Origin of the sequence: Streptococcus suis, from assembly GCF_002960445.1 — a bacterium.
In the GTDB taxonomy this organism is placed as follows: domain Bacteria; phylum Bacillota; class Bacilli; order Lactobacillales; family Streptococcaceae; genus Streptococcus; species Streptococcus hyiners.
The window spans coordinates 269,545-289,078 of record NZ_POJD01000142.1 but is presented as its reverse complement, the minus strand read 5'-3'; the positions used below and the strand labels follow the sequence as shown (position 1 = coordinate 289,078).

21 protein-coding genes are annotated in these 19,534 nt (G+C 42.4%); 14 read left to right on the top strand and 7 right to left on the bottom strand.

What is annotated here, in order from left to right:
• Positions 1–12: 12 nt before the first annotated feature.
• From deoC to C1G53_RS05225, 7 genes are all read left to right on the top strand, one after another.
• Positions 13–675, top strand: coding sequence for a deoxyribose-phosphate aldolase (deoC, locus tag C1G53_RS05255; protein WP_105117937.1), 663 nt, complete (start codon positions 13–15; stop codon positions 673–675).
• Entirely contained in the window at positions 662–1,051 is a 390-nt protein-coding gene (locus C1G53_RS05250; RefSeq protein WP_105117936.1) for a cytidine deaminase, read from the top strand. Before deoC ends, C1G53_RS05250 begins: the two co-directional genes overlap by 14 nt.
• Before the next feature lie 81 nt (positions 1,052–1,132).
• Positions 1,133–2,200, top strand: a complete 1,068-nt coding sequence (locus C1G53_RS05245; RefSeq protein ID WP_105117935.1) for a BMP family lipoprotein — start codon at positions 1,133–1,135, stop codon at positions 2,198–2,200.
• Positions 2,201–2,336: 136 nt separating this feature from the next.
• Complete coding sequence (locus C1G53_RS05240; protein WP_105117934.1) at positions 2,337–3,872, top strand: ABC transporter ATP-binding protein; 1,536 nt, start codon at positions 2,337–2,339, stop codon at positions 3,870–3,872.
• Entirely contained in the window at positions 3,865–4,926 is a 1,062-nt protein-coding gene (locus C1G53_RS05235; RefSeq protein ID WP_105109423.1) for an ABC transporter permease, read from the top strand. The genes C1G53_RS05240 and C1G53_RS05235 overlap by 8 nt, the downstream gene beginning before the upstream one ends.
• A gap of 1 nt (position 4,927) precedes the next feature.
• Positions 4,928–5,881: an ABC transporter permease gene (locus C1G53_RS05230; RefSeq protein ID WP_105117933.1), complete on the top strand. Its 954-nt coding sequence runs from the start codon at positions 4,928–4,930 to the stop codon at positions 5,879–5,881.
• Between the two features lie 265 nt (positions 5,882–6,146).
• Complete coding sequence (locus tag C1G53_RS05225; protein ID WP_105117932.1) at positions 6,147–6,680, top strand: dihydrofolate reductase family protein; 534 nt, start codon at positions 6,147–6,149, stop codon at positions 6,678–6,680.
• A 39-nt stretch (positions 6,681–6,719) separates the two neighbouring features.
• Here C1G53_RS05225 and C1G53_RS05220 read toward each other — a convergent pair whose 3' ends face one another.
• Entirely contained in the window at positions 6,720–7,703 is a 984-nt protein-coding gene (locus tag C1G53_RS05220) for an L-lactate dehydrogenase (RefSeq protein WP_105117931.1), read from the bottom strand.
• Between the two features lie 187 nt (positions 7,704–7,890).
• Between C1G53_RS05220 and gyrA the strand changes: the two genes are divergently transcribed.
• The 3 genes from gyrA to radC all read left to right on the top strand — a co-directional run bounded on the left by gyrA (position 7,891) and on the right by radC (position 11,855).
• A complete protein-coding gene (gene gyrA / locus C1G53_RS05215) occupies positions 7,891–10,341 on the top strand; it encodes a DNA gyrase subunit A (protein ID WP_105117930.1) in 2,451 nt (816 codons plus the stop codon).
• A gap of 6 nt (positions 10,342–10,347) precedes the next feature.
• Positions 10,348–11,097: a class A sortase gene (locus C1G53_RS05210; protein WP_105117929.1), complete on the top strand. Its 750-nt coding sequence runs from the start codon at positions 10,348–10,350 to the stop codon at positions 11,095–11,097.
• A gap of 77 nt (positions 11,098–11,174) precedes the next feature.
• The gene (gene radC, locus C1G53_RS05205) at positions 11,175–11,855 is read left to right on the top strand and encodes a RadC family protein (protein WP_105117928.1); all 681 of its coding nucleotides are present in this window, start codon (positions 11,175–11,177) and stop codon (positions 11,853–11,855) included.
• A 42-nt stretch (positions 11,856–11,897) separates the two neighbouring features.
• Here the strand turns inward: radC and C1G53_RS05200 are convergent, their stop codons facing one another.
• The 6 genes from C1G53_RS05200 to C1G53_RS05175 all read right to left on the bottom strand — a co-directional run bounded on the left by C1G53_RS05200 (position 11,898) and on the right by C1G53_RS05175 (position 16,075).
• Entirely contained in the window at positions 11,898–12,539 is a 642-nt protein-coding gene (locus tag C1G53_RS05200; RefSeq protein ID WP_105117927.1) for a redox-sensing transcriptional repressor Rex, read from the bottom strand.
• A gap of 180 nt (positions 12,540–12,719) precedes the next feature.
• Positions 12,720–12,923: a DUF4649 family protein gene (locus C1G53_RS05195; RefSeq protein WP_105117926.1), complete on the bottom strand. Its 204-nt coding sequence runs from the start codon at positions 12,921–12,923 to the stop codon at positions 12,720–12,722.
• A gap of 2 nt (positions 12,924–12,925) precedes the next feature.
• Complete coding sequence (locus C1G53_RS05190) at positions 12,926–13,270, bottom strand: DUF1831 domain-containing protein (RefSeq protein WP_105117925.1); 345 nt, start codon at positions 13,268–13,270, stop codon at positions 12,926–12,928.
• Between the two features lies 1 nt (position 13,271).
• Positions 13,272–14,387, bottom strand: a complete 1,116-nt coding sequence (locus tag C1G53_RS05185) for a cysteine desulfurase family protein (RefSeq protein WP_105117924.1) — start codon at positions 14,385–14,387, stop codon at positions 13,272–13,274.
• An 11-nt stretch (positions 14,388–14,398) separates the two neighbouring features.
• Positions 14,399–15,376, bottom strand: coding sequence for a ribose-phosphate diphosphokinase (locus C1G53_RS05180; RefSeq protein ID WP_105117923.1), 978 nt, complete (start codon positions 15,374–15,376; stop codon positions 14,399–14,401).
• Between the two features lie 123 nt (positions 15,377–15,499).
• On the bottom strand, positions 15,500–16,075 hold the full coding sequence (locus C1G53_RS05175) for a CYTH domain-containing protein (RefSeq protein WP_105117922.1): 576 nt from the start codon (positions 16,073–16,075) through the stop codon (positions 15,500–15,502).
• An 86-nt stretch (positions 16,076–16,161) separates the two neighbouring features.
• Here C1G53_RS05175 and C1G53_RS05170 point away from each other — a divergent pair, with 86 nt between their 5' ends.
• The 4 genes from C1G53_RS05170 to pta are packed head-to-tail and all read left to right on the top strand — an operon-like array spanning position 16,162 to position 19,534.
• Positions 16,162–16,833, top strand: coding sequence for a GTP pyrophosphokinase (locus C1G53_RS05170; RefSeq protein WP_105114800.1), 672 nt, complete (start codon positions 16,162–16,164; stop codon positions 16,831–16,833).
• On the top strand, positions 16,817–17,635 hold the full coding sequence (locus C1G53_RS05165) for an NAD kinase (RefSeq protein ID WP_105117921.1): 819 nt from the start codon (positions 16,817–16,819) through the stop codon (positions 17,633–17,635). Before C1G53_RS05170 ends, C1G53_RS05165 begins: the two co-directional genes overlap by 17 nt.
• Positions 17,635–18,528 (top strand): RluA family pseudouridine synthase, encoded by an 894-nt coding sequence (locus C1G53_RS05160; protein ID WP_105117920.1) that lies wholly within the window; start codon positions 17,635–17,637, stop codon positions 18,526–18,528. Before C1G53_RS05165 ends, C1G53_RS05160 begins: the two co-directional genes overlap by 1 nt.
• A gap of 19 nt (positions 18,529–18,547) precedes the next feature.
• On the top strand, positions 18,548–19,534 hold the full coding sequence (gene pta / locus C1G53_RS05155; RefSeq protein ID WP_105117919.1) for a phosphate acetyltransferase: 987 nt from the start codon (positions 18,548–18,550) through the stop codon (positions 19,532–19,534).

Here is a 19,534-nt window from a genome sequence, read left to right as displayed (position 1 = left end):
TACGGAGAAAGTATGAAACTTAATAAATATATCGATCATACCATTTTAAAGCCAGAAACCACTAAAGAACAGGTTGCTCAGATTTTGGCAGAAGCCAAAGAATATGACTTTGCTAGTGTCTGTGTCAATCCAACTTGGGTAGCCTACGCAGCCCAAGAATTGAAGGATAGTGACGTAAAAGTTTGTACCGTCATCGGCTTCCCTTTGGGTGCAAACACACCAGCTGTTAAAGCCTTTGAAACCAAAGATGCTATTGAAAACGGTGCTGATGAAATTGATATGGTCATCAATATCGGTGCTTTGAAGTCTAAAAACGATGAATTGGTCTTAGAAGATATTCAGGCTGTAGTGGCTGCTAGCGGTGATAAGCTGGTCAAAGTGATTATCGAAACCTGCCTCTTGACAGAAGAGGAAAAAGTAAAAGCTTGCCAATTGTCAAAAGAAGCGGGTGCAGATTTTGTCAAAACTTCAACAGGCTTCTCAACAGGTGGTGCAACTGTTGAAGACGTTGCACTCATGAGAAAAACGGTTGGACCAGATATGGGTGTCAAGGCTTCAGGTGGTGCTCGTTCTTATGAAGATGCAATTGCCTTCATTGAAGCAGGTGCAACTCGTATTGGTGCTTCATCAGGTGTTGCAATCATGAAGGGAGAAAAGGCGGATGGCGACTACTAAACTGATTGATTTGGTTGTAGAAAATAGCCGTCAGGCCTATGTTCCCTATTCCCACTTCCCAGTAAGTGCAGTCTTGGTTGCTAAAGATGGTCAAATATTTACAGGAGTAAATATCGAAAACGCTAGCTTTGGTCTTACCAATTGTGCGGAAAGAACAGCAATCTTTAAGGCTGTTTCCGAGGGGGTTCTTGATTTTTCTGAAATCGTCATTTATGGTGAAACAGAAAAGCCAATCTCCCCTTGTGGGGCTTGTCGTCAAGTGATGGCAGAATTTTTTGAACAGGATCTAAAAGTGACCTTGGTCGCTAAAGATAAATCGACAGTCGAGATGACAGTCGGGGAATTACTTCCATATTCTTTTACAGACTTGACCTAAGTTTGTAAGCCAGTCGTTAGACTGAAACCATTTATCATTGCAACGAAATGTTGCCAAAGAATTTTTTAGGAGGGTTCAGAAATGAACAAGAAACTTGTTGGTTTGGGTGTTGTATCACTTGCAGCACTTACTCTTGCTGCCTGCGGTAGCCGTACATCAAATAGCTCATCAAGTAGCGAAACTGCTGAGTCATCAGTAAAAGCTGCGATCGTTACTGATATCGGTGGTGTTGATGACCGTTCATTCAACCAATCAGCTTGGGAAGGTTTGACTGCCTGGGGTAAAGAAGCTGGTCTTGAAAAAGGTAATGGCTATGACTACTTCCAATCAGCTAGCGAATCTGACTATGTAACGAACCTTGATTCAGCTGTTTCAGGTGGATACAACCTTGTATTTGGTATCGGTTTTGCCTTGGAGTCTGCAATTGCTGAAGTTGCTCCAAACAACACAGATACTCATTATGTAATCGTTGACTCTGTTGTACCAGACCTTGACAACGTTGTTAGCGTTGGTTTTGCTGACCACCAAGCATCATACTTGGCAGGTGTTGCAGCTGCTAAATCAACAAAATCTAACCACGTTGGTTTCATCGGTGGTATGGAAGGTGTCGTAATCGACCGCTTTGAAGCTGGTTTCGTAGCAGGTGCTAAATCTGTTAACCCATCTATCAAAGTAACAGTTGACTACGCTGGCTCATTTGGTGATGCTGCTAAGGGTCAAACACTTGCTGCTGCTCAATACGCTGCAGGTGCTGATGTAATCTTCCACGCATCAGGTGGTACAGGTAACGGTGTATTTGCTGCTGCAAAAGCTGAAAACGAAACTCGTAACGAAGCTGATAAAGTTTGGGTAATCGGTGTTGACCGTGACCAATCTGCAGAAGGTGAGTACACATCTAAAGATGGTAAAGCTTCTAACTTCGTATTGGCTTCTACAATCAAAGAGGTTGGTACTGCTGTTAAAGATATCGCAACAAAAGCTGTTGCAGGAGAATTCCCTGGTGGTACTGTAGTTCAATTCTCATTGAAAGATAAAGGTGTAGAATTGGCTGAAACCAACCTTTCAGAAGATGCTTCAAAAGCTATCGCTGAAGCGAAACAAGCAATCATCGATGGTAAGGTTGAAGTTCCAGAAACTCCAGAAAACTAATCTTTTGAATTAGAATTTTCCGAAGCGGCGGCTGAAATCGGTCGCCCTTTTCGGAGCTGAGAATTTTTCTCAGTAAAGCCTATCAGAAGCTGGTAGGTTTTACTGACAAAAATGATAGTCAGAAAGGAAGAAGATTATGACTAGGGATAATGTCATTGAAATGCGCAATATTACCAAGATTTTTGGTGAATTTGTAGCAAATGACCACATCAACTTACATGTCAGACGAGGTGAAATCCACGCCCTTCTTGGTGAAAATGGCGCTGGTAAATCAACTCTTATGAATATGTTGGCAGGTCTTTTGGAGCCTACCAGCGGAGAAATTGCAATTAACGGTGAGGTTGTATCCATTGACTCACCTTCTAAAGCTGCCCATTTAGGTATTGGTATGGTGCACCAGCACTTTATGCTGGTTGATGCTTTCACAGTTGCTGAAAATATCATTCTTGGTTCAGAAACAACCAAGGCAGGTGTGATTGACCTCAAAAAAGCCATTGCTGAAATCAAAGAATTGTCCGAGCGTTACGGCCTAGAAGTTGATCCGACAGCTAAAGTAGCAGATATTTCTGTCGGAGCTCAACAGCGCGTAGAGATTTTGAAGACCCTCTATCGTGGTGCAGACCTCTTGATTTTTGACGAGCCAACGGCTGTTTTGACTCCTGCGGAAATAGCAGAGCTTCTCAAAATCATGAAGAAATTGATTGAAGAAGGCAAGTCCATCATCCTGATTACTCACAAACTGGATGAAATTCGTGCCGTTGCGGATCGTGTAACCGTTATTCGTCGTGGTAAATCTATTGAAACAGTTGATGTCGCGGGTGCAACCAATGAAGACTTGGCTGAGTGGATGGTTGGACGTTCTGTATCTTTCAAAACAGAAAAAATTGCCTCAAATCCTAAGGAAGTTATTCTGTCTATCAAGGATTTGGTAGTAAACGAAAACCGTGGCATTCCGGCAGTTAAAGGTCTTAATCTTGATGTTCGAGCTGGAGAAGTAGTTGGTATTGCTGGTATCGATGGAAATGGACAGAGTGAGCTTATCCAAGCCATTACAGGTTTGCGTAAGGTTAAATCAGGTTCCATTACCATCAAGGGTGAGGAAGTTGTTGGTAAAACACCTCGTAAAATCACTGAGATGCAGGTCAGCCACGTTCCTGAAGACCGTCACCGTGATGGTTTGGTTTTGCAAATGTCTGTTGCAGAAAATATTGCTTTGCAGACATACTATAAAGAGCCCAACTCTAAGAATGGTATTCTGAATTACAATATTATCAATGAAAAGGCACGTCAGCTAATGGAAGAGTTTGATGTGCGTGGTGCCAGTGAGTTAGTTCCTTCTAAGGCCTTGTCAGGTGGTAACCAGCAGAAAGCCATTATCGCCCGTGAAATTGACCGTAACCCAGATCTTCTCATCGTTAGCCAACCAACTCGTGGTTTGGACGTTGGCGCTATCGAGTACATTCGTAAACGTTTGATTGCAGAGCGTGACAAGGGCAAGGCAGTTCTTGTTGTCAGCTTTGAATTGGATGAAATTTTGGATGTTTCAGACCGCATTGCTGTTATCCATGACGGTACTATCCATGGTATCGTCGATCCTGCGACGACAAATAAGCAGGAGTTGGGTGTCTTGATGGCAGGTGGAAAATTAGAGAAGGGAGAAAGTCATGCCTAAGAAATATCACAATGTGGCCCTTCCATTTTTGGCAGTATTTTCTGGTCTGTTGTTAGGTGCCATTATCATGCTTGTCTTCGGTTATGACCCAATTTGGGGCTACGAAGAACTATTCTATTCAGCTTTTGGTAATGTAAAATCAATCGGTGAAATTTTCCGTGCTATGGCACCACTGATTTTTACCGCTTTAGGTTTCGCAGTGGCTAGCCGTGCTGGTTTCTTCAACGTCGGTTTGCCTGGTCAAGCCTATGTGGGCTGGGTATTCGCAGGCTGGTTTGCCTTGTCAAATCCAGATTTGCCCCGTCCAGTTCTTATTTTAGCGACAGTAGTTATTGCCATGATTGCTGGTGGTATAGCTGGTTCTATTCCAGGTATCTTGCGTGCCTATCTTGGTACCAGTGAAGTTATCGTCACGATCATGATGAACTACATCTTGCTTTACTCATGTAACTATATCATTCGTGAAGTATTTGCTGATGATTTGATGAAGAATACGGATTCGACCATCAACGTTTCAGCCAATGCTTCCTACCAAACAGAATGGCTCCGCGCTTTGACAGACAATTCACGGATGAACTTGGGTATCTTCTTTGCAATTATAGCTGTCTTGGTCATCTGGTTCTTGTTAACTAAAACAACACTTGGTTTTGAAATCCGTTCAGTTGGTTTGAACCCAACGGCATCCGACTACGCAGGTATGTCAGCTAAACGTACTATCATTCTTTCAATGGTTATCTCAGGTGCCCTTGCGGGTCTTGCTGGTGCTATCCAGGGTCTAGGTACCTTCCAAAATGTCTACATTCAAAGTGGTAACTTGGATATTGGTTTCAACGGTATGTCTGTTGCCCTCTTGGCTTCAAACTCACCGCTCGGTATCCCATTGGCAGCCTTCCTATTTGGTGTTCTCTCTGTTGGGGCACCAGGTATGGTTCGTGCCCAAATTCCACCTGAATTGATAAACGTTGTAACAGCGTCTATCATCTTCTTTATCGGTGTGAAATTTATCTTTGAGCAATTGCTTAAAGCAAAAAATAAAGCGAAAGGAGCGAAATAAGATGAATATTTCCATTCTTGCCTTACTCATTTCGCAGATGTTAATCTACTCAGCACCCCTAATTTTTACCAGTCTTGGTGGCGTATTTTCCGAACGTGGCGGTATCGTAAACGTTGGTTTGGAAGGAATTATGGTTATCGGTGCCTTTGCTGGCGTTGTCTTCAACATTGAATTTGCTGAAACCTTTGGTAAAGCAACTCCTTTGTTAGCAATTCTAGTTGGTGGTTTAGCTGGAGTTCTATTTGCAGCAGTTCATGCTATGGCTACCATTAACTTCCGTGCAGACCACGTCGTATCTGGTACAGTGTTGAACCTTCTAGCTCCAGCCTTGGGTGTCTTCCTTGTCAAAGTTATCTATAACAAGGGACAAACTGACAGCATCACTCAGTCATTCGGTAAGTTTTCATTCCCAGTATTGGCTGATATTCCAGTTATTGGAGATATTTTCTTTAAGAATACGAGTTTGATGGGTTATGTTGCTATTGCAACTGCATTCCTTGCTTGGTTTATTCTTTATAAAACTAAGTTTGGACTTCGTCTTCGTTCAGTTGGTGAGCATCCTCAAGCAGCGGATACACTTGGTATCAATGTTTATGCTATGCGTTACGCCGGTGTATTGATTGCTGGTTTCCTTGGAGGTGTTGGTGGTGCAGTAAGTGCCCAATCCGTAAACATTAACTTCTCAGCAACAACAATTGTTGGCTCAGGTTTCATTGCCTTGGCTGCCGTTATCTTTGGTAAGTGGAACCCAATTGGTGCCATGTTAGCCAGCCTCTTCTTTGGTCTATCACAAAGTTTAGCGGTAGTAGGTAGCCAACTTCCAGGTTTGAAAGATATCCCAACCGTCTATCTTCAAATCGCACCATATCTTATCACAGTAGTTGCCCTCTCTGCCTTCTTCGGAAAAGCAGTCGCACCAAAAGCTGATGGTGTTAACTATATTAAATCTAAGTAATAAAAAGGTCCAGTGGACCTTTTTATCATGAGCTTGAAAACTGGAGAGCGAATAACAACCCCGACGGGTTGTTTTTTCACGAGCATGAAAATTCGAAGGCGAGTAAAGGTCCAGTGGACCTTTTTATCATGAGCTTGAAAATCAGAAGGCAAACTAGTCTGGCAGCATAGGTGACACTTTTTGCTCGAAATTAAAATCCATCTTCTGCCTAATATAGATTTTTATGTTATACTTGGTTACTCGAGAATATGTGAGGAGGAAAGTTATGGCTAGACGCCTAGTTTTGAATATTGCAATGAGTTTAGACGGTTATATCGCTCGAACAGACGGGAGTTATGATTGGATAGAGGGGCATGGTACAGATAAATATGACACGACCTTGCAATTCGATAATCCCGCATTTTTCAGTAGCTGTGATACAGTCATCATGGGGCGAAAATCGTTAGAGGATTGCCCCTTGGAGATGATTGAGGGATATCAGGCTAAAGAGTTTATCATTGCCAGCCGTGCTGAACAGACGGATTATGAAAATGTTCGATTTGTGCAGGACATTGTTGCAGAAATTGAGCGACTGCGAGCTGAAGAAGGTGGTGACATTTGGCTTTTTGGTGGTGCAGGGTTGGTACAGACTTGTTTGGAAGCCAAGTTGATTGACCATTTCATTATTGGTATTATTCCAACAATCTTAGGAGAAGGGATTTCTCTTTTTGATAAGCTTTCAGATGAGCAGAAGTTGACCTTGGTAGAAACTACAGTTACAGATGGCATTGCTATGTTGCGTTATGACGTTCGGAATTAAAAAAGGTGGACCGCAATGGGTTCACCTTTTCTATATATCTTAGTTTTTAACACCAGCAGCAATTTCTGGATTAGCGAAAGCATCGTCGATGATGTCTTTCAACTGCTTAGCTGAAGCTTGCATTTTTTGCAATTCAGAATCGTTCAATGGGATGTTTACTGGACGAACGATACCGTGTGCACCGATGATAGCTGGTTGACCGATAAAGACATCTTCAACTCCTTTATATTGACCAGCTTGGTAAACTGACAATGGAAGAACTGCATTTTCATCGTCAAAGATTGCTTTTGTGATACGAGCAAGGGCAACACCGATACCGTAGTAAGTAGCACCTTTTTTGTTAATGATAGAGTAAGCAGCGTCACGAACGGATACAAACAAGTCAACAAGACCTTGTTCGTCGATGTCGCGGTTGTCTTGCAACCAGTCATACAATTTCACACCAGCAACGTTAGCGTGTGACCATACCGCAAATTCAGAGTCACCGTGCTCACCCATGATGTAGGCGTGAACAGAACGTGCGTCGATACCGATTTTTTCAGCCAAAGCATGACGGAATCGAGCTGAGTCAAGAGAAGTACCTGAACCGATAACGCGTTCTTTAGGGAAACCTGAGAATTTCCAAGTTGAGTAAGTCAATACGTCAACTGGGTTAGCAGCAACAAGGAAGATTCCGTTGAAACCAGATTTAACGATTTCAGAAACGATTTGTTGGTTGATACGAAGGTTTTTCTCTACCAATTCAAGGCGAGTTTCACCTGGTTTTTGTGGCAAACCAGCTGTCAAAACAACTAGGTCTGCATCGTGAGCATCTGAATACTCAGCAGAGTAGATTTTTTTAGGTGAAGTGAAGGCCAATGCGTGGCTCAAATCTTCTGCGTCACCTTGTGTACGGTCTTTGTTGATATCGATGATACCCAATTCTTGACCGATACCTTGGTTAACAAGGGCATAAGCATAAGCTGAACCTACGGCACCATCACCGACAAGGATAACTTTTTTGTGTTGTTTAGTTGCAGTCATTCTAAACATCTCCTTAGTTTTATTTGGGGATGATATCATCCCAACCATCTACCATTCTAGCACTTTTTATACATTTTGTCACTTGTGAAAGGGACTTTGAAAATGTTTACATGATAGTTTTCAATAAAGAGTTTTGTCGTAAAATATGGTATAATAGAGGCACAATGACTGTTGAAAGAGGCATAAGATGCAAGATAAAAACTTAGTAACGGTAAACCTGACCAATGAGATGAAATCTTCCTTCATCGACTATGCGATGAGTGTTATCGTTTCACGTGCTTTGCCAGATGTGCGTGATGGTCTCAAGCCTGTTCATCGCCGTATTTTGTACGGAATGAATGAGTTAGGGATTACACCAGATAAACCCCATAAGAAATCTGCCCGTATCACAGGGGATGTTATGGGTAAATACCATCCGCACGGGGATAAGGCCATTTATGACGCCATGGTTCGTATGGCGCAGTGGTGGAGCTATCGCCATATGCTAGTTGATGGCCACGGAAACTTCGGTTCTATGGATGGTGATGGAGCTGCTGCCCAGCGTTATACAGAGGCCCGTATGAGCAAGATTGCTCTGGAAATGCTCCGTGATATTAACAAGAACACGGTAAACTATGCGGACAACTATGATGCTAGTGAGCGTGAGCCAGAAGTTCTACCGGCTCGCTTCCCTAATCTTTTGGTTAATGGTACGACTGGTATTGCCGTTGGTATGGCGACCAACATTCCGCCACATAACTTGGGCGAAACCATCGAAGCTGTGAAGCTGGTCATGGACAATCCAGAGGTAACAACTCGGGAAATCATGGAAGTCCTTCCTGGGCCAGACTTTCCAACTGGTGCCTTGGTCATGGGGAAATCAGGTATCCACCGTGCCTATGAGACAGGTAATGGCTCTATTACCCTTCGTTCTCGTACGGAGATTGAAGAGTATGGAAACGGCCGTGAGCGTATTGTCGTTACTGAGTTTCCATACATGGTTAACAAGTCTAAGGTTCAAGAGCACATTGTCAAATTGGTGCAAGAGAAGCGTATCGATGGGATTACAGCTGTTCGTGATGAATCCAACCGCGAGGGTGTGCGTTTTGTCATCGAAGTTCGCCGCGATGCTTCTGCCAATGTTATTTTGAACAATCTCTTCAAGCAAACCCAGTTGCAGACCAACTTTAGTTTTAATATGTTGGCCATCCAAAACGGGGTGCCGAAAATTCTTTCTGTCCGCCAAATTTTAGAATCTTATATTGAACACCAGAAGGAAGTAGTCACTCGTCGCACGCAATTCGATAAGGAAAAAGCAGAAGCGCGTGCTCATATCTTGGCAGGCTTGCTGATTGCCCTTGACCACATTGATGAGGTCATTCGCATTATCCGTAATTCAGAAACCGACGCTATTGCCCAGGCTGAGTTGATGGAGAAATTTGAGCTTTCTGAACGTCAGAGTCAGGCTATTCTTGATATGCGTTTGCGTCGTTTGACAGGCTTGGAACGTGACAAGATTCAGTCTGAATATGATGAGCTGATTGCCTTGATTGCTGATTTGGCTGATATTTTGGCTAAACCTGAGCGTGTTGTCACGATTATCAAGGAAGAATTGGATGAGGTTAAGCGCAAGTACGCTGACCCACGTCGTACAGAATTGATGGTCGGAGAAGTTCTTTCTCTTGAAGATGAGGACTTGATTGAGGAAACAGATGTCTTGATTACCTTGTCAAATCAAGGATACATAAAACGTTTGGCTCAGGATGAATTCCAAGCTCAGAAGCGTGGAGGACGTGGAGTCCAAGGTACTGGGGTTAAGGATGATGATTTTGTGCGTGAGTTGGTTTCGACTAGCACACATGACCGCCTCTTGTTCTTTACCAATAAAGGTCGTGTTTATCGTTTGAAGGGGTATGAAATCCCTGAGTATGGTCGTACGGCTAAAGGATTGCCAGTTGTCAACTTGCTCAAGTTGGAAGAAAATGAAGCAATCCAGACTATCATCAACGTGACCAAGGACCAGGAAGCAGATAGTTATCTCTTCTTCGCAACCCGTCAAGGTGTTGTCAAACGGACCAGTGTTTCAGAATTTGCCAATATCCGTCAAAGTGGTCTTAAGGCCTTGAACTTGAAAGAAGATGATGAATTAATTAACGTCTTCTTGACAAATGGTCAGGCGGATATTATCATGGGAACCAAATTTGGTTACTCTGTTCGCTTTACAGAAACAGATGTTCGAAATATGGGGCGTACTGCAACGGGTGTTCGTGGTATCAATTTACGTGAGGGAGATCAGTTGGTTGGTGCGACCATGATTTCAGATGATCAAGAAGTCCTTGTCTTGACAGAAAAAGGTTTTGGTAAGCGAACACCAGCCAGCGAATATCCTACCAAAGGCCGTGGTGGTAAGGGGATTAAGACCCTCAAAGTTGCTGAGAAAAATGGATCTCTGGCTGGTTTGACAACGGTATCTGGTGATGAGGACATTATGGTCATTACCGATACAGGTGTGATTATTCGTACAAGTGTTGCCAATATTTCCCAAACTGGTCGTTCAACCATGGGTGTCAAGGTCATGCGTCTAAACGATGAGGCAAAAATTATGACATTTGCACTCGTTGATGCTGCAGATGTCAAGAATGAAGAAGAGCAGGAGTAGAATTCTATGTCAAAACGTGCTAAAAGTAAAAAAGGAAAAAGTGGGATTTGGCGTAATCTTCTAGCTTTGCTGCTGGTCTTGATTTCTCTAGCTCTCATCTTTAACACCTCTATCCGTAATTTTATAATTGGATGGAATACCAATAAATATCAGATTTCAAAAGTGACTGCTGAAGACATCGAAAAGAACAAAGAGGCAGAAACAACTTTTGATTTTGAACAGGTGCAGGCCATTTCGACCGAAGCTATATTGGCTGCCCAGTGGGAAGCCCAACGTTTACCAGTAATTGGTGGTATTTCAATCCCAGAACTTGGAATCAATTTACCTATTTTCAAAGGTGTGGGGAACACATCTCTAATGTACGGTGCTGGAACCATGAAGGAAACCCAGGAAATGGGGAAAGGGAATTATGCTTTGGCTAGTCACCACATTTTTGGTGTAGCCGGTGCGGCGGATGTTCTCTTCTCTCCATTGGATAGGGCCCAGAATGGTATGAAAATCTATATCACTGACAAGACCAATGTCTATACTTATGTGATTGACAGTGTGCAGACAGTTACACCTGAGAGTGTCTATGTCATTGATGATGTAGAAGGACGTACAGAAGTAACATTGGTAACTTGTACAGACTATGATGCGACTGCACGGATTATCGTAAAAGGTGTGCTAGAATCAACAACGCCTTATACTGAAACCTCACAAGATATACTTGATTCATTTAATAAATCATATAATCAATATGATTATGGTCAGTAAGGTTTAGGACTGAGAATTTTCTCAGTCTTTTTTCATTTTCTTGCTTGTTTACGAATAAAATAAGTGAGGAGGATTTTATGTACCAAATTGATTTTAAGGAAGAGGCACTTTTGCCACGTGAAAGATTGTTAGAAGTTGGGGCAGAAAGATTGAGCAATCAGGAATTATTGGCTATTTTCATCCGAACTGGAACCAAAAATGAGCCTGTTTCTATCTTGTCCAATAATCTACTCAATCGCTTGGAAAGTTTGGCTGCCCTAAGGGAGCTGTCTATTGAAGAATTGCAGAGCTTGACGGGCATCGGTCGTGTTAAAGCAATTGAAATCAAGGCCATGATTGAGCTAGGAAAACGGATTAACCAGTCAGAATTACTCTTGAATGAACGTATTTTAGGCAGTGAGAAATTGGGAAGGAAGATGATCCAAGAACTTGGAGATAAAAAGCAAGAACACTTGGTTGCTCTTTATCTAAATACACAAAACCAGATTATCAGTCAAAAGACTATTTTTATAGGAAGTGTCAACCGGAGTATTGCTGAGCCAAGAGAAATCCTACATTATGCGGTAAAATGCATGGCAACATCCATTATCATTGTTCATAATCATCCATCGGGATCCGTTGAGCCAAGTAGGAACGATTTATTGTTTACCGAGAATTTAAAAAAGTCCTGCGAAACACTAGGACTGGTCTTGTTGGATCATTTGATTGTAGGCAATAAGGATTATTATTCTTTTAGGGAAGAAAGTGAGCTATTTTAGAGGATAAAAAGAGAGGAGCCGGGAATTCGGTTCCTCTGTTCATTATTCACCCTTGCGCATGAAATAGAGAAGGGTTTGCAACTCGCTGGTCAGGTCAACATACTGAACGACTACATCTTTGGGAACCGATAAATTGACCGGAGAGAAACTGAGAATGCCTTTGACACCAGCTTCTACTAATATATCGGTTACCTCTTGAGCCTTGATACTTGGGACAGTCAGAATAGCTGTTTGGGCACCTGCTTCCAAAATACGTTCCTTGATTTCAGAAATAGCATGGATGGGAATATTTTCATCAACGGTTCCAACCGCTGGATTGTCATCCGCTTCAAAGGCCATGACAATTTTCATTTTATTGCGCTCATGGAAGCGGTAGTGGAGTAGGGCACGGCCCATATTTCCGACACCGACAAGCATAACATTTGTAATCGAATTGTCATTGAGAATTTCCGCAAAGAAATCCATCAATTCTTTTACATTGTAGCCAAAGCCACGACGACCTAGTTCACCGAAGTAGGAGAAGTCACGGCGCACGGTTGCGGAGTCGATACCGATTGCTTCAGCGATTTCCTTAGAGCTAGCTTTTTCAATATTTCCAGCATAAAAGCGTTTAAAGATACGATAGTAGAGCGAAAGGCGCTTGGCAGTTGCGCGCGGGATATCTGCTTTTTTTTCGTTTTTCACAATGACCTCCTTAAATATGGTTGGCGACAATACTATACTAGCTGACTGGTCTAATGCTTATTTTACTTGAGTATAGGCCTACCAATTTTTCATTCATTTTCAATTCTTTCTTCTATTCTAGTCCAAGATTGTGAAAAAATCAACAGATTGGATTGAAAAAGACTAAGCATGAAATCTTGCCTAGTCTAGTGTTTGAAAGTAGCGGTAGAGGTCACCAATGGTTCCTTTATAATCTAACTGGTGACCATCTCGTGTTAGTTTGGTTACAGGATAGTAATCAGGAAGAGTGAGGCAACCTGAGAAGGCCAGTTTGGCTGCATCCAGATTGTCAAACTCCTGTTTTCTATCTATTTTGTAAGCATCTTGATAGTGAACAATAATCATGCTTAACCTTCCTTGGTAAATAGGTCACGGTCGACTAAGCTATCCATCAAGAAGTAGAATTTTTCCTGGATGACCTTGTTTCCATTTTCTTTAAAGATATTGACCAAGTGCAAGCCAGATTTGTCTGTGATGTTGATTTTAAAACCGTTCAACTCTTTATTGACAATAATCTTTAAAAGAAAACCCTGATTTGAGTTAGGAACTTCTTCCAAGAGGCGCGTGAGTTGGTAGTGCCCTGCTTTTGTTTGTTCAAAAGTGGTATCTCTCAGGGTGTATTTTTTGATGTTAGAGCTAATGTGATAGGTAAATGCGCAATCTTTTAGGTTAACTGATTGTTGAAAGGCCATTTTATCCTCCAATGATTTTTTGTAATTCTGTAAGAAGAATATCAATCTCTTCTAGAGTATTTGTTTCAGATAGGCTGATACGGATGGATTCTTTTAGCCGATGGGAATTTGTTCCGTACATGGCTTCAAGTACATGACTGTTCTGAACAACGCCAGCAGTACAAGCTGACCCACTTGAAACTGCAATTCCAGCCAGGTCTAATCTCATCAGAACTTGCTCATTGAGCTTGTCTGGGAAACCTATGTTGATGACATGAGGGAGATGGGAACCAGCTTGATTGATATAAAATGTAGCCCCATCTAGTCCGGAAATGAGATGTTCTTTCAAACTTTCGATATGGGCTGTATGTAGCTCAAGTAACTGGATTTGTTCCTTGAGGGCAAGTGCCATGGCAGCTATTCCTGGTAGGTTCTCTGTGCCTGCTCGGTGTTGTCGCTCTTGCTTACCTCCATGAATAAGTGCGTCAAATCCTTGCAAGCGACTATATAGAAAACCAACTCCCTTTGGTCCGTGGAATTTATGGGCAGAAGCAGCTAGAAAATCAATCCCATAGTCAGCGGGCTTCACATCCATTTTTCCGATTGCCTGCACAGCATCTACATGGAAGACTGCCTGATGGTCGGCCAATAGTTGACCAATTTCTTTAATGGGAAGCAGTTGACCAGTTTCATTGTTGGCAAACATGGTGCTAACCAAGATGGTATCTGGGCGTAGGGCTTCTTGGATTTGCTGGGCAGTGATGACATGATTGATCGGCTGAATATAGGTTACTTCAAATCCAAAACGCTCCTCAAGATACTGCATGGTATGAAGAACTGCATGGTGCTCGATAGCAGTAGTAATCAGGTGCTTGCCTTTGGCTTGATTGGCAAGGGCATAGCCCTGAATAGCCAAATTATCAGCCTCAGACCCTCCAGCTGTAAAAATGATATGATCTGCTGGGACATCGAGAACTTGGGCGATATCCTGTCTGGCTTGGCGTAAAATTTGGTTGGCTTTGCGACCAGCCTGGTGAATACTGGAAGGGTTGCCATAGGTTTCTTGCGCTACTTCCAACATCCGTTGGAGAGCAGTGGGAGATAGGGCAGTGGTGGCTGCATTATCTAAATAAATCAAATAAGGTACTCCTAGTTATTTTTTTCAGGATTTGTAAACTTAAAGAGTGGGCTAAGTGGTTGGTGTTCTTGAATACGATGGATGGCATCAGCAATCAAGTCACTAGCAGTGATGAAGGCGATATTTTTAGGCTCTTGTTCCTTACTTGCGACTGAATCGGTTACAAGGATTTCTTTGATTGGAGAAGCGTCCAGAAGTTCCGCCGCACTACCCGCGAACAGACCATGGCTGGCAACAGCGTAAATTTCAGTAGCTCCGCCCTCTTGAACGATTTTTGAGGCTTGTGAGAAGGTCCGACCAGTATTTAGGATATCATCAACCAAGATAGCTTTTTTACCAGCAACATCCCCGATGATGTAACCTTCTGAACGCTCAGAATCATCTTGAGCGTAGTCGATAATAGCAATAGGAGCATTCAAGAATTCCGCGATATTACGCGCACGTTTGATACCAGAATTTTTTGGACTAACGATGACAACGTCTTCACCACAGAGTCCTTTTTCCATGTAATAAGACGCGAAAAGAGGTTCTGTAAGAAGATTATCAACTGGAATATCAAAGAAACCTTGAATTTGAGAAGCGTGTAAATCGAGTGTTAGGACACGGTCAACACCTGCTTTGACCAACATATTGGCAACAAGTTTAGCAGTGATTGGTTCGCGTGGAGATGCGGTACGGTCCTGACGAGCATAGCCAAAATAAGGCATAACAGCAGTAATAGTGTTTGCACTTGCACGTTTGCAGGCATCAATCATAATCAGCAATTCCCACAAGTGGTTGTTGACTGGGTAGCTAGTAGATTGGATGATATAAACATCTACACCGCGGACAGATTCTTCAATGTTGATTTGGATTTCACCGTCTGAGAATTGGCGTGAGGATAATTTTCCTAGTGGAAGACCAGCTGATGCGGCAATTTTTTCAGCGATGGCACGATTGCTATTGAGTGAGAAGATTTTAATGTTATTTTCACCGAGTGGTTGACCCATTTTCAAGTAACTCCTTTTACACACTAAGCTTTTATGAGAAACATAAAAGAAAATTTTACAATAGATGGTTCTATTCTATCAAAAAAAAGAAATTTTTTCAGTATTCAAGTAAAAAAATCAGCCTTATTGGACTGATTTTCGATGGCTAGCAGTTCGTGCAACCTTACTACGGGCATATTTAAATTGGATGGAGTTCTTCTTGAGAAAGTCTTCAAAGAGAATTTTTCCTTGGTGGGCATCAGTTACTTCAACTTCCAGTTCGTAATCCACTTGCCCGGCATATTCATTTTCATCTAGGGCCATAAGACCAATGGAAGTTTCTTTCTCGTGTCGTTTGGTAGTCAGGCTCCCCCAGACAGCCAGTTTGTCAATCGGAACATCTGTGGCTGAGATGATGTCGGCAATGTGTCCTGCGGGCAGTTGGAAGTTTTCGATTAACTGATGAGCAGTCTGGATGTCTAGAACTTGATTGTACTCTTGATTGCCAATTTCCTGGGGAATTTTTAGGGTCAGCTCTGCTATTTCTTTAAAAGTCCGTATACGGAGTGAAAAACGGTGGTTCTTCATATCTAAATCAGGAGTGTCAATATAGTGGTTGGTTTGAAGAACAGGGCTTACGTCTGAAAAATCAGAGAGAAGGCGTAGGTACTCGGATTTGGTTAATAAGGTTTTATACTCAATTTCAAGGTGGTTTTTCATGCAGTAAACCCTTTCAATGTGTTATAATAGAATAGTCTTTGTGTTATTCTAATACAATTTAAAAATTTTGACAAGAAAGGGGCAGTATGGACTTTAACTGGGAAGAATTTTTAGACCCCTATATCCAGACAGTAGGTGAGTTGAAGATCAAACTGCGTGGTATTCGCAAGCAGTACCGGAAAGCCAATCGGCACTCTCCTATAGAGTTCGTGACTGGTCGGGTAAAGCCTATTGAATCCATTAAGGAAAAGATGGCCCTACGACAGATTAAGTTAGAAAATCTTGCTCAAGATATGCAGGATATTGCTGGGCTTCGAATTATGGTTCAATTTGTGGATGATATTGAGGAAGTCTTGGCGATTTTACGCAAGCGCAAGGATATGCAAATTGTCCACGAAAGGGATTATATTAACTACCGAAAGGCTTCTGGCTACCGGTCCTATCATGTAGTTATTTCATACCCCGTGGACACCATAAATGGCAATGAAACGGTTCTTGCAGAAATCCAAATCCGTACTCTTTCTATGAACTTCTGGGCGACCATTGAGCATTCCCTAAATTACAAGTACAAAGGAAATTTTCCTGAAGAAATCAAGAAACGCTTGGAAGTGACAGCAAAGATTGCCTATGAATTAGATGAGGAGATGCGAAAAATCCGTAACGACATTCAGGAGGCCCAGGCCTTATTCGATCCTGCACATAGGAAGCTGAATGACGGTGTCGGAAATAGTGATGACACAGATGAAGAATACAGGTAGAAAAAAAATCGCTCTGCTCGCTAGCCGAAATCCAAAGAGTGAGGCAGTTTCCAAAGAACTTTGGACAAAATTGAAAGAAGCAAATTTCATACTGACACCTAAAAATCCTGATATTGTGATTTCAATCGGTGGTGATGGTATGCTCCTGTCGGCCTTTCATAAGTATGAAAAGTTGATTGACCGTGTGCGTTTTGTCGGTATTCATACAGGCCATCTAGGATTTTATACGGATTACCGTGACTTTGAGGTGGACAAACTGATCGAGAACCTCAAGCTTGATACAGGTGCCAAGGTATCCTATCCGATTTTAAATGTTAAAGTCAAGTTGGCAGATGGTCGTGTAGTGGAGGCGCGTGCTCTGAATGAGGCGACTATCAAGCGTTTATCCAAAACCATGGTGGCAGACGTCATTATCAACAATGTACCGTTTGAACGCTTTAGGGGAGATGGCATCTCAGTATCTACTCCAACTGGTTCGACGGCCTACAATAAATCCTTAGGTGGAGCTGTCTTGCATCCGACCATTGAGGCCTTGCAGATTGCAGAAGTAGCCAGTCTAAATAACCGCGTTTATCGGACCTTGGGTTCTTCTATTGTGGTTCCCAAAAAAGACAAGATAGTCATTGAGCCCAAACATAGTGACCGCTATTCTATTGCCGTTGATAATAAGACCTATGTTTATGATAATATCGAAAAGATAGAGTACCAGATTGACCAGCATAAAATTCATTTTCTTGCTACCCCTAGCCACACCAGTTTCTGGAATCGGGTCAAAGATGCCTTCATTGGAGAGGTGGAGTAATGCGGTTTGAATTTATAGCTGACCAGCATACCAAGATTAAAACCTTTCTGAAGAAACACGGTGTTTCCAAGGGTTTGTTGGCAAAAATCAAGTACACAGGTGGCAATATTTGGGTTAATGATATAGAACGTAATGCAACTTACTTGCTTGATATTGGAGATAGGGTTACAATTGACATACCAGCTGAGGAGGATTTGACTGGAAGTTTGAAACCGATTTCTTTTCCGCTGGATATTATCTATGAAGATGCCCACTTTCTTGCTATCAATAAGCCAGTTGGATATGCTTCGATACCCTCAGCACTCCATTCTTCTACCATTGCCAATTTTGTCAAGGGCTATCTGGTCGATCAGGCTTATGAAAACAAACAGGTTCATATTGTCACGCGCCTAGATAGGGATACTTCGGGGGTCATGCTCTTTGCTAAGCATGGCTATGCCCATGCTCGACTGGACAAGCAGTTGCAGGCCAAGCTCATTCACAAACGCTATTATGCTCTGGTTAAGGGAGAGGGGGTTTTGGAAGCTGAGGGAGATATCATTGCTCCAATTGGTCGTCCAGAAGATAGTATCATCACACGCTGTGTGACCAAGACGGGTAAATATGCCCATACTTCCTATCGACTTGTTCAGTCTTGGGGCAATATTCATCTAGTGGATATTCAGTTGCACACAGGTCGAACCCACCAGATTCGTGTTCATTTTTCACATATTGGTTTTCCTTTATTGGGAGATGATATGTATGGTGGCAGTTTAGAGTGTGGTATTCAACGTCAGGCCTTGCATTGTCACAACTTGGCCTTTGACAATCCTTTCTCAGCCCAAAGGATTGACTTGGAAGCAGGTCTTCCAGACGATTTTCAGGCTGTTATCAAAATGTTAACTAATAAATAAAATTTTAAGGAGAATTTAGATGGAAATTCGGAATTTATTTGGTGAAATGAAGCAAAAAATCGTAGGTAAAAAACTACGTATCGTTTTCCCAGAAGGTACAGATGAGCGCGTCGTGCGTGCAGCAGCTCGTTTGAAATTTGAAGGTTTGGTAGAGCCAATTATCCTCGGTGTGCCGGAAGCTGTCCATACTTTGTTGACAGATTTTGGTTTCTCAAACCCTGGTATCACAGTTATTGACCCTAATAACTACGGAAACTTTGATGCCATGAAACATGAATTTGTTACTCTTCGTAAAGGCAAGGTTGATGAGGCGCAGGCAGATGAAATTTTGCGTGATGTCAACTACTTTGGTGTTATGTTGGTGCAAATGGGATTAGCAGAAGGTATGGTGTCAGGTGCTATCCACTCAACAGCAGATACTGTACGTCCTGCCCTTCAAATTATTAAGACAAAACCAGGTGTAAAACGTACTTCAGGTGTCTTCTTGATGGTTAAAGACCAGCACAAGTTTGTCTTTGGTGACTGTGCAATCAACATTGAACCAGATGCAGAAACCTTGGCAGAGATTGCAATCCAATCAGCAGAAACTGCTAAAACATTTGGTATCGATCCAAAAGTAGCTATGATTTCATACTCAACAAAAGGTTCAGGTTCAGGTCCGCGCGTTGACAAGGTTGTAGAAGCAACTCGCTTGGCTCAAGAACTTCGTCCGGACCTCTTGATTGACGGTGAACTGCAGATGGATGCTGCCTTGGTTCCTGATACAGCACGTTTGAAAGCACCTGGAAGTCCAGTAGCAGGTCAAGCCAATGTCTTTGTCTTCCCAGCTATTGAAGCAGGCAACATTACTTACAAAGTAGTTGAGCGTCTTGGTGGTTACGAAGCGGTAGGTCCGGTCTTGCAAGGTTTGAATAAGCCTGTGAACGATCTTTCACGTGGATGCAGTTCAGAAGATGTTTACAAGCTTGGTATCATCACAGCTGCACAAGCAATTGCTGCTGAATAA

Bases quoted from the DNA above. Each gene is read 5' to 3' on its own strand.
- deoC (WP_105117937.1), top strand. From the start codon at position 13: ATGAAACTTAATAAATATATCGATCATACCATTTTAAAGCCAGAAACC.
- C1G53_RS05250 (WP_105117936.1), top strand. From the start codon at position 662: ATGGCGACTACTAAACTGATTGATTTGGTTGTAGAAAATAGCCGTCAG.
- C1G53_RS05245 (WP_105117935.1), top strand. From the start codon at position 1,133: ATGAACAAGAAACTTGTTGGTTTGGGTGTTGTATCACTTGCAGCACTT.
- C1G53_RS05240 (WP_105117934.1), top strand. From the start codon at position 2,337: ATGACTAGGGATAATGTCATTGAAATGCGCAATATTACCAAGATTTTT.
- C1G53_RS05235 (WP_105109423.1), top strand. From the start codon at position 3,865: ATGCCTAAGAAATATCACAATGTGGCCCTTCCATTTTTGGCAGTATTT.
- C1G53_RS05230 (WP_105117933.1), top strand. From the start codon at position 4,928: ATGAATATTTCCATTCTTGCCTTACTCATTTCGCAGATGTTAATCTAC.
- C1G53_RS05225 (WP_105117932.1), top strand. From the start codon at position 6,147: ATGGCTAGACGCCTAGTTTTGAATATTGCAATGAGTTTAGACGGTTAT.
- C1G53_RS05220 (WP_105117931.1), bottom strand. From the start codon at position 7,703: ATGACTGCAACTAAACAACACAAAAAAGTTATCCTTGTCGGTGATGGT.
- gyrA (WP_105117930.1), top strand. From the start codon at position 7,891: ATGCAAGATAAAAACTTAGTAACGGTAAACCTGACCAATGAGATGAAA.
- C1G53_RS05210 (WP_105117929.1), top strand. From the start codon at position 10,348: ATGTCAAAACGTGCTAAAAGTAAAAAAGGAAAAAGTGGGATTTGGCGT.
- radC (WP_105117928.1), top strand. From the start codon at position 11,175: ATGTACCAAATTGATTTTAAGGAAGAGGCACTTTTGCCACGTGAAAGA.
- C1G53_RS05195 (WP_105117926.1), bottom strand. From the start codon at position 12,923: ATGATTATTGTTCACTATCAAGATGCTTACAAAATAGATAGAAAACAG.
- C1G53_RS05190 (WP_105117925.1), bottom strand. From the start codon at position 13,270: ATGGCCTTTCAACAATCAGTTAACCTAAAAGATTGCGCATTTACCTAT.
- C1G53_RS05180 (WP_105117923.1), bottom strand. From the start codon at position 15,376: ATGGGTCAACCACTCGGTGAAAATAACATTAAAATCTTCTCACTCAAT.
- C1G53_RS05175 (WP_105117922.1), bottom strand. From the start codon at position 16,075: ATGAAAAACCACCTTGAAATTGAGTATAAAACCTTATTAACCAAATCC.
- C1G53_RS05170 (WP_105114800.1), top strand. From the start codon at position 16,162: ATGGACTTTAACTGGGAAGAATTTTTAGACCCCTATATCCAGACAGTA.
- C1G53_RS05165 (WP_105117921.1), top strand. From the start codon at position 16,817: ATGAAGAATACAGGTAGAAAAAAAATCGCTCTGCTCGCTAGCCGAAAT.
- C1G53_RS05160 (WP_105117920.1), top strand. From the start codon at position 17,635: ATGCGGTTTGAATTTATAGCTGACCAGCATACCAAGATTAAAACCTTT.
- pta (WP_105117919.1), top strand. From the start codon at position 18,548: ATGGAAATTCGGAATTTATTTGGTGAAATGAAGCAAAAAATCGTAGGT.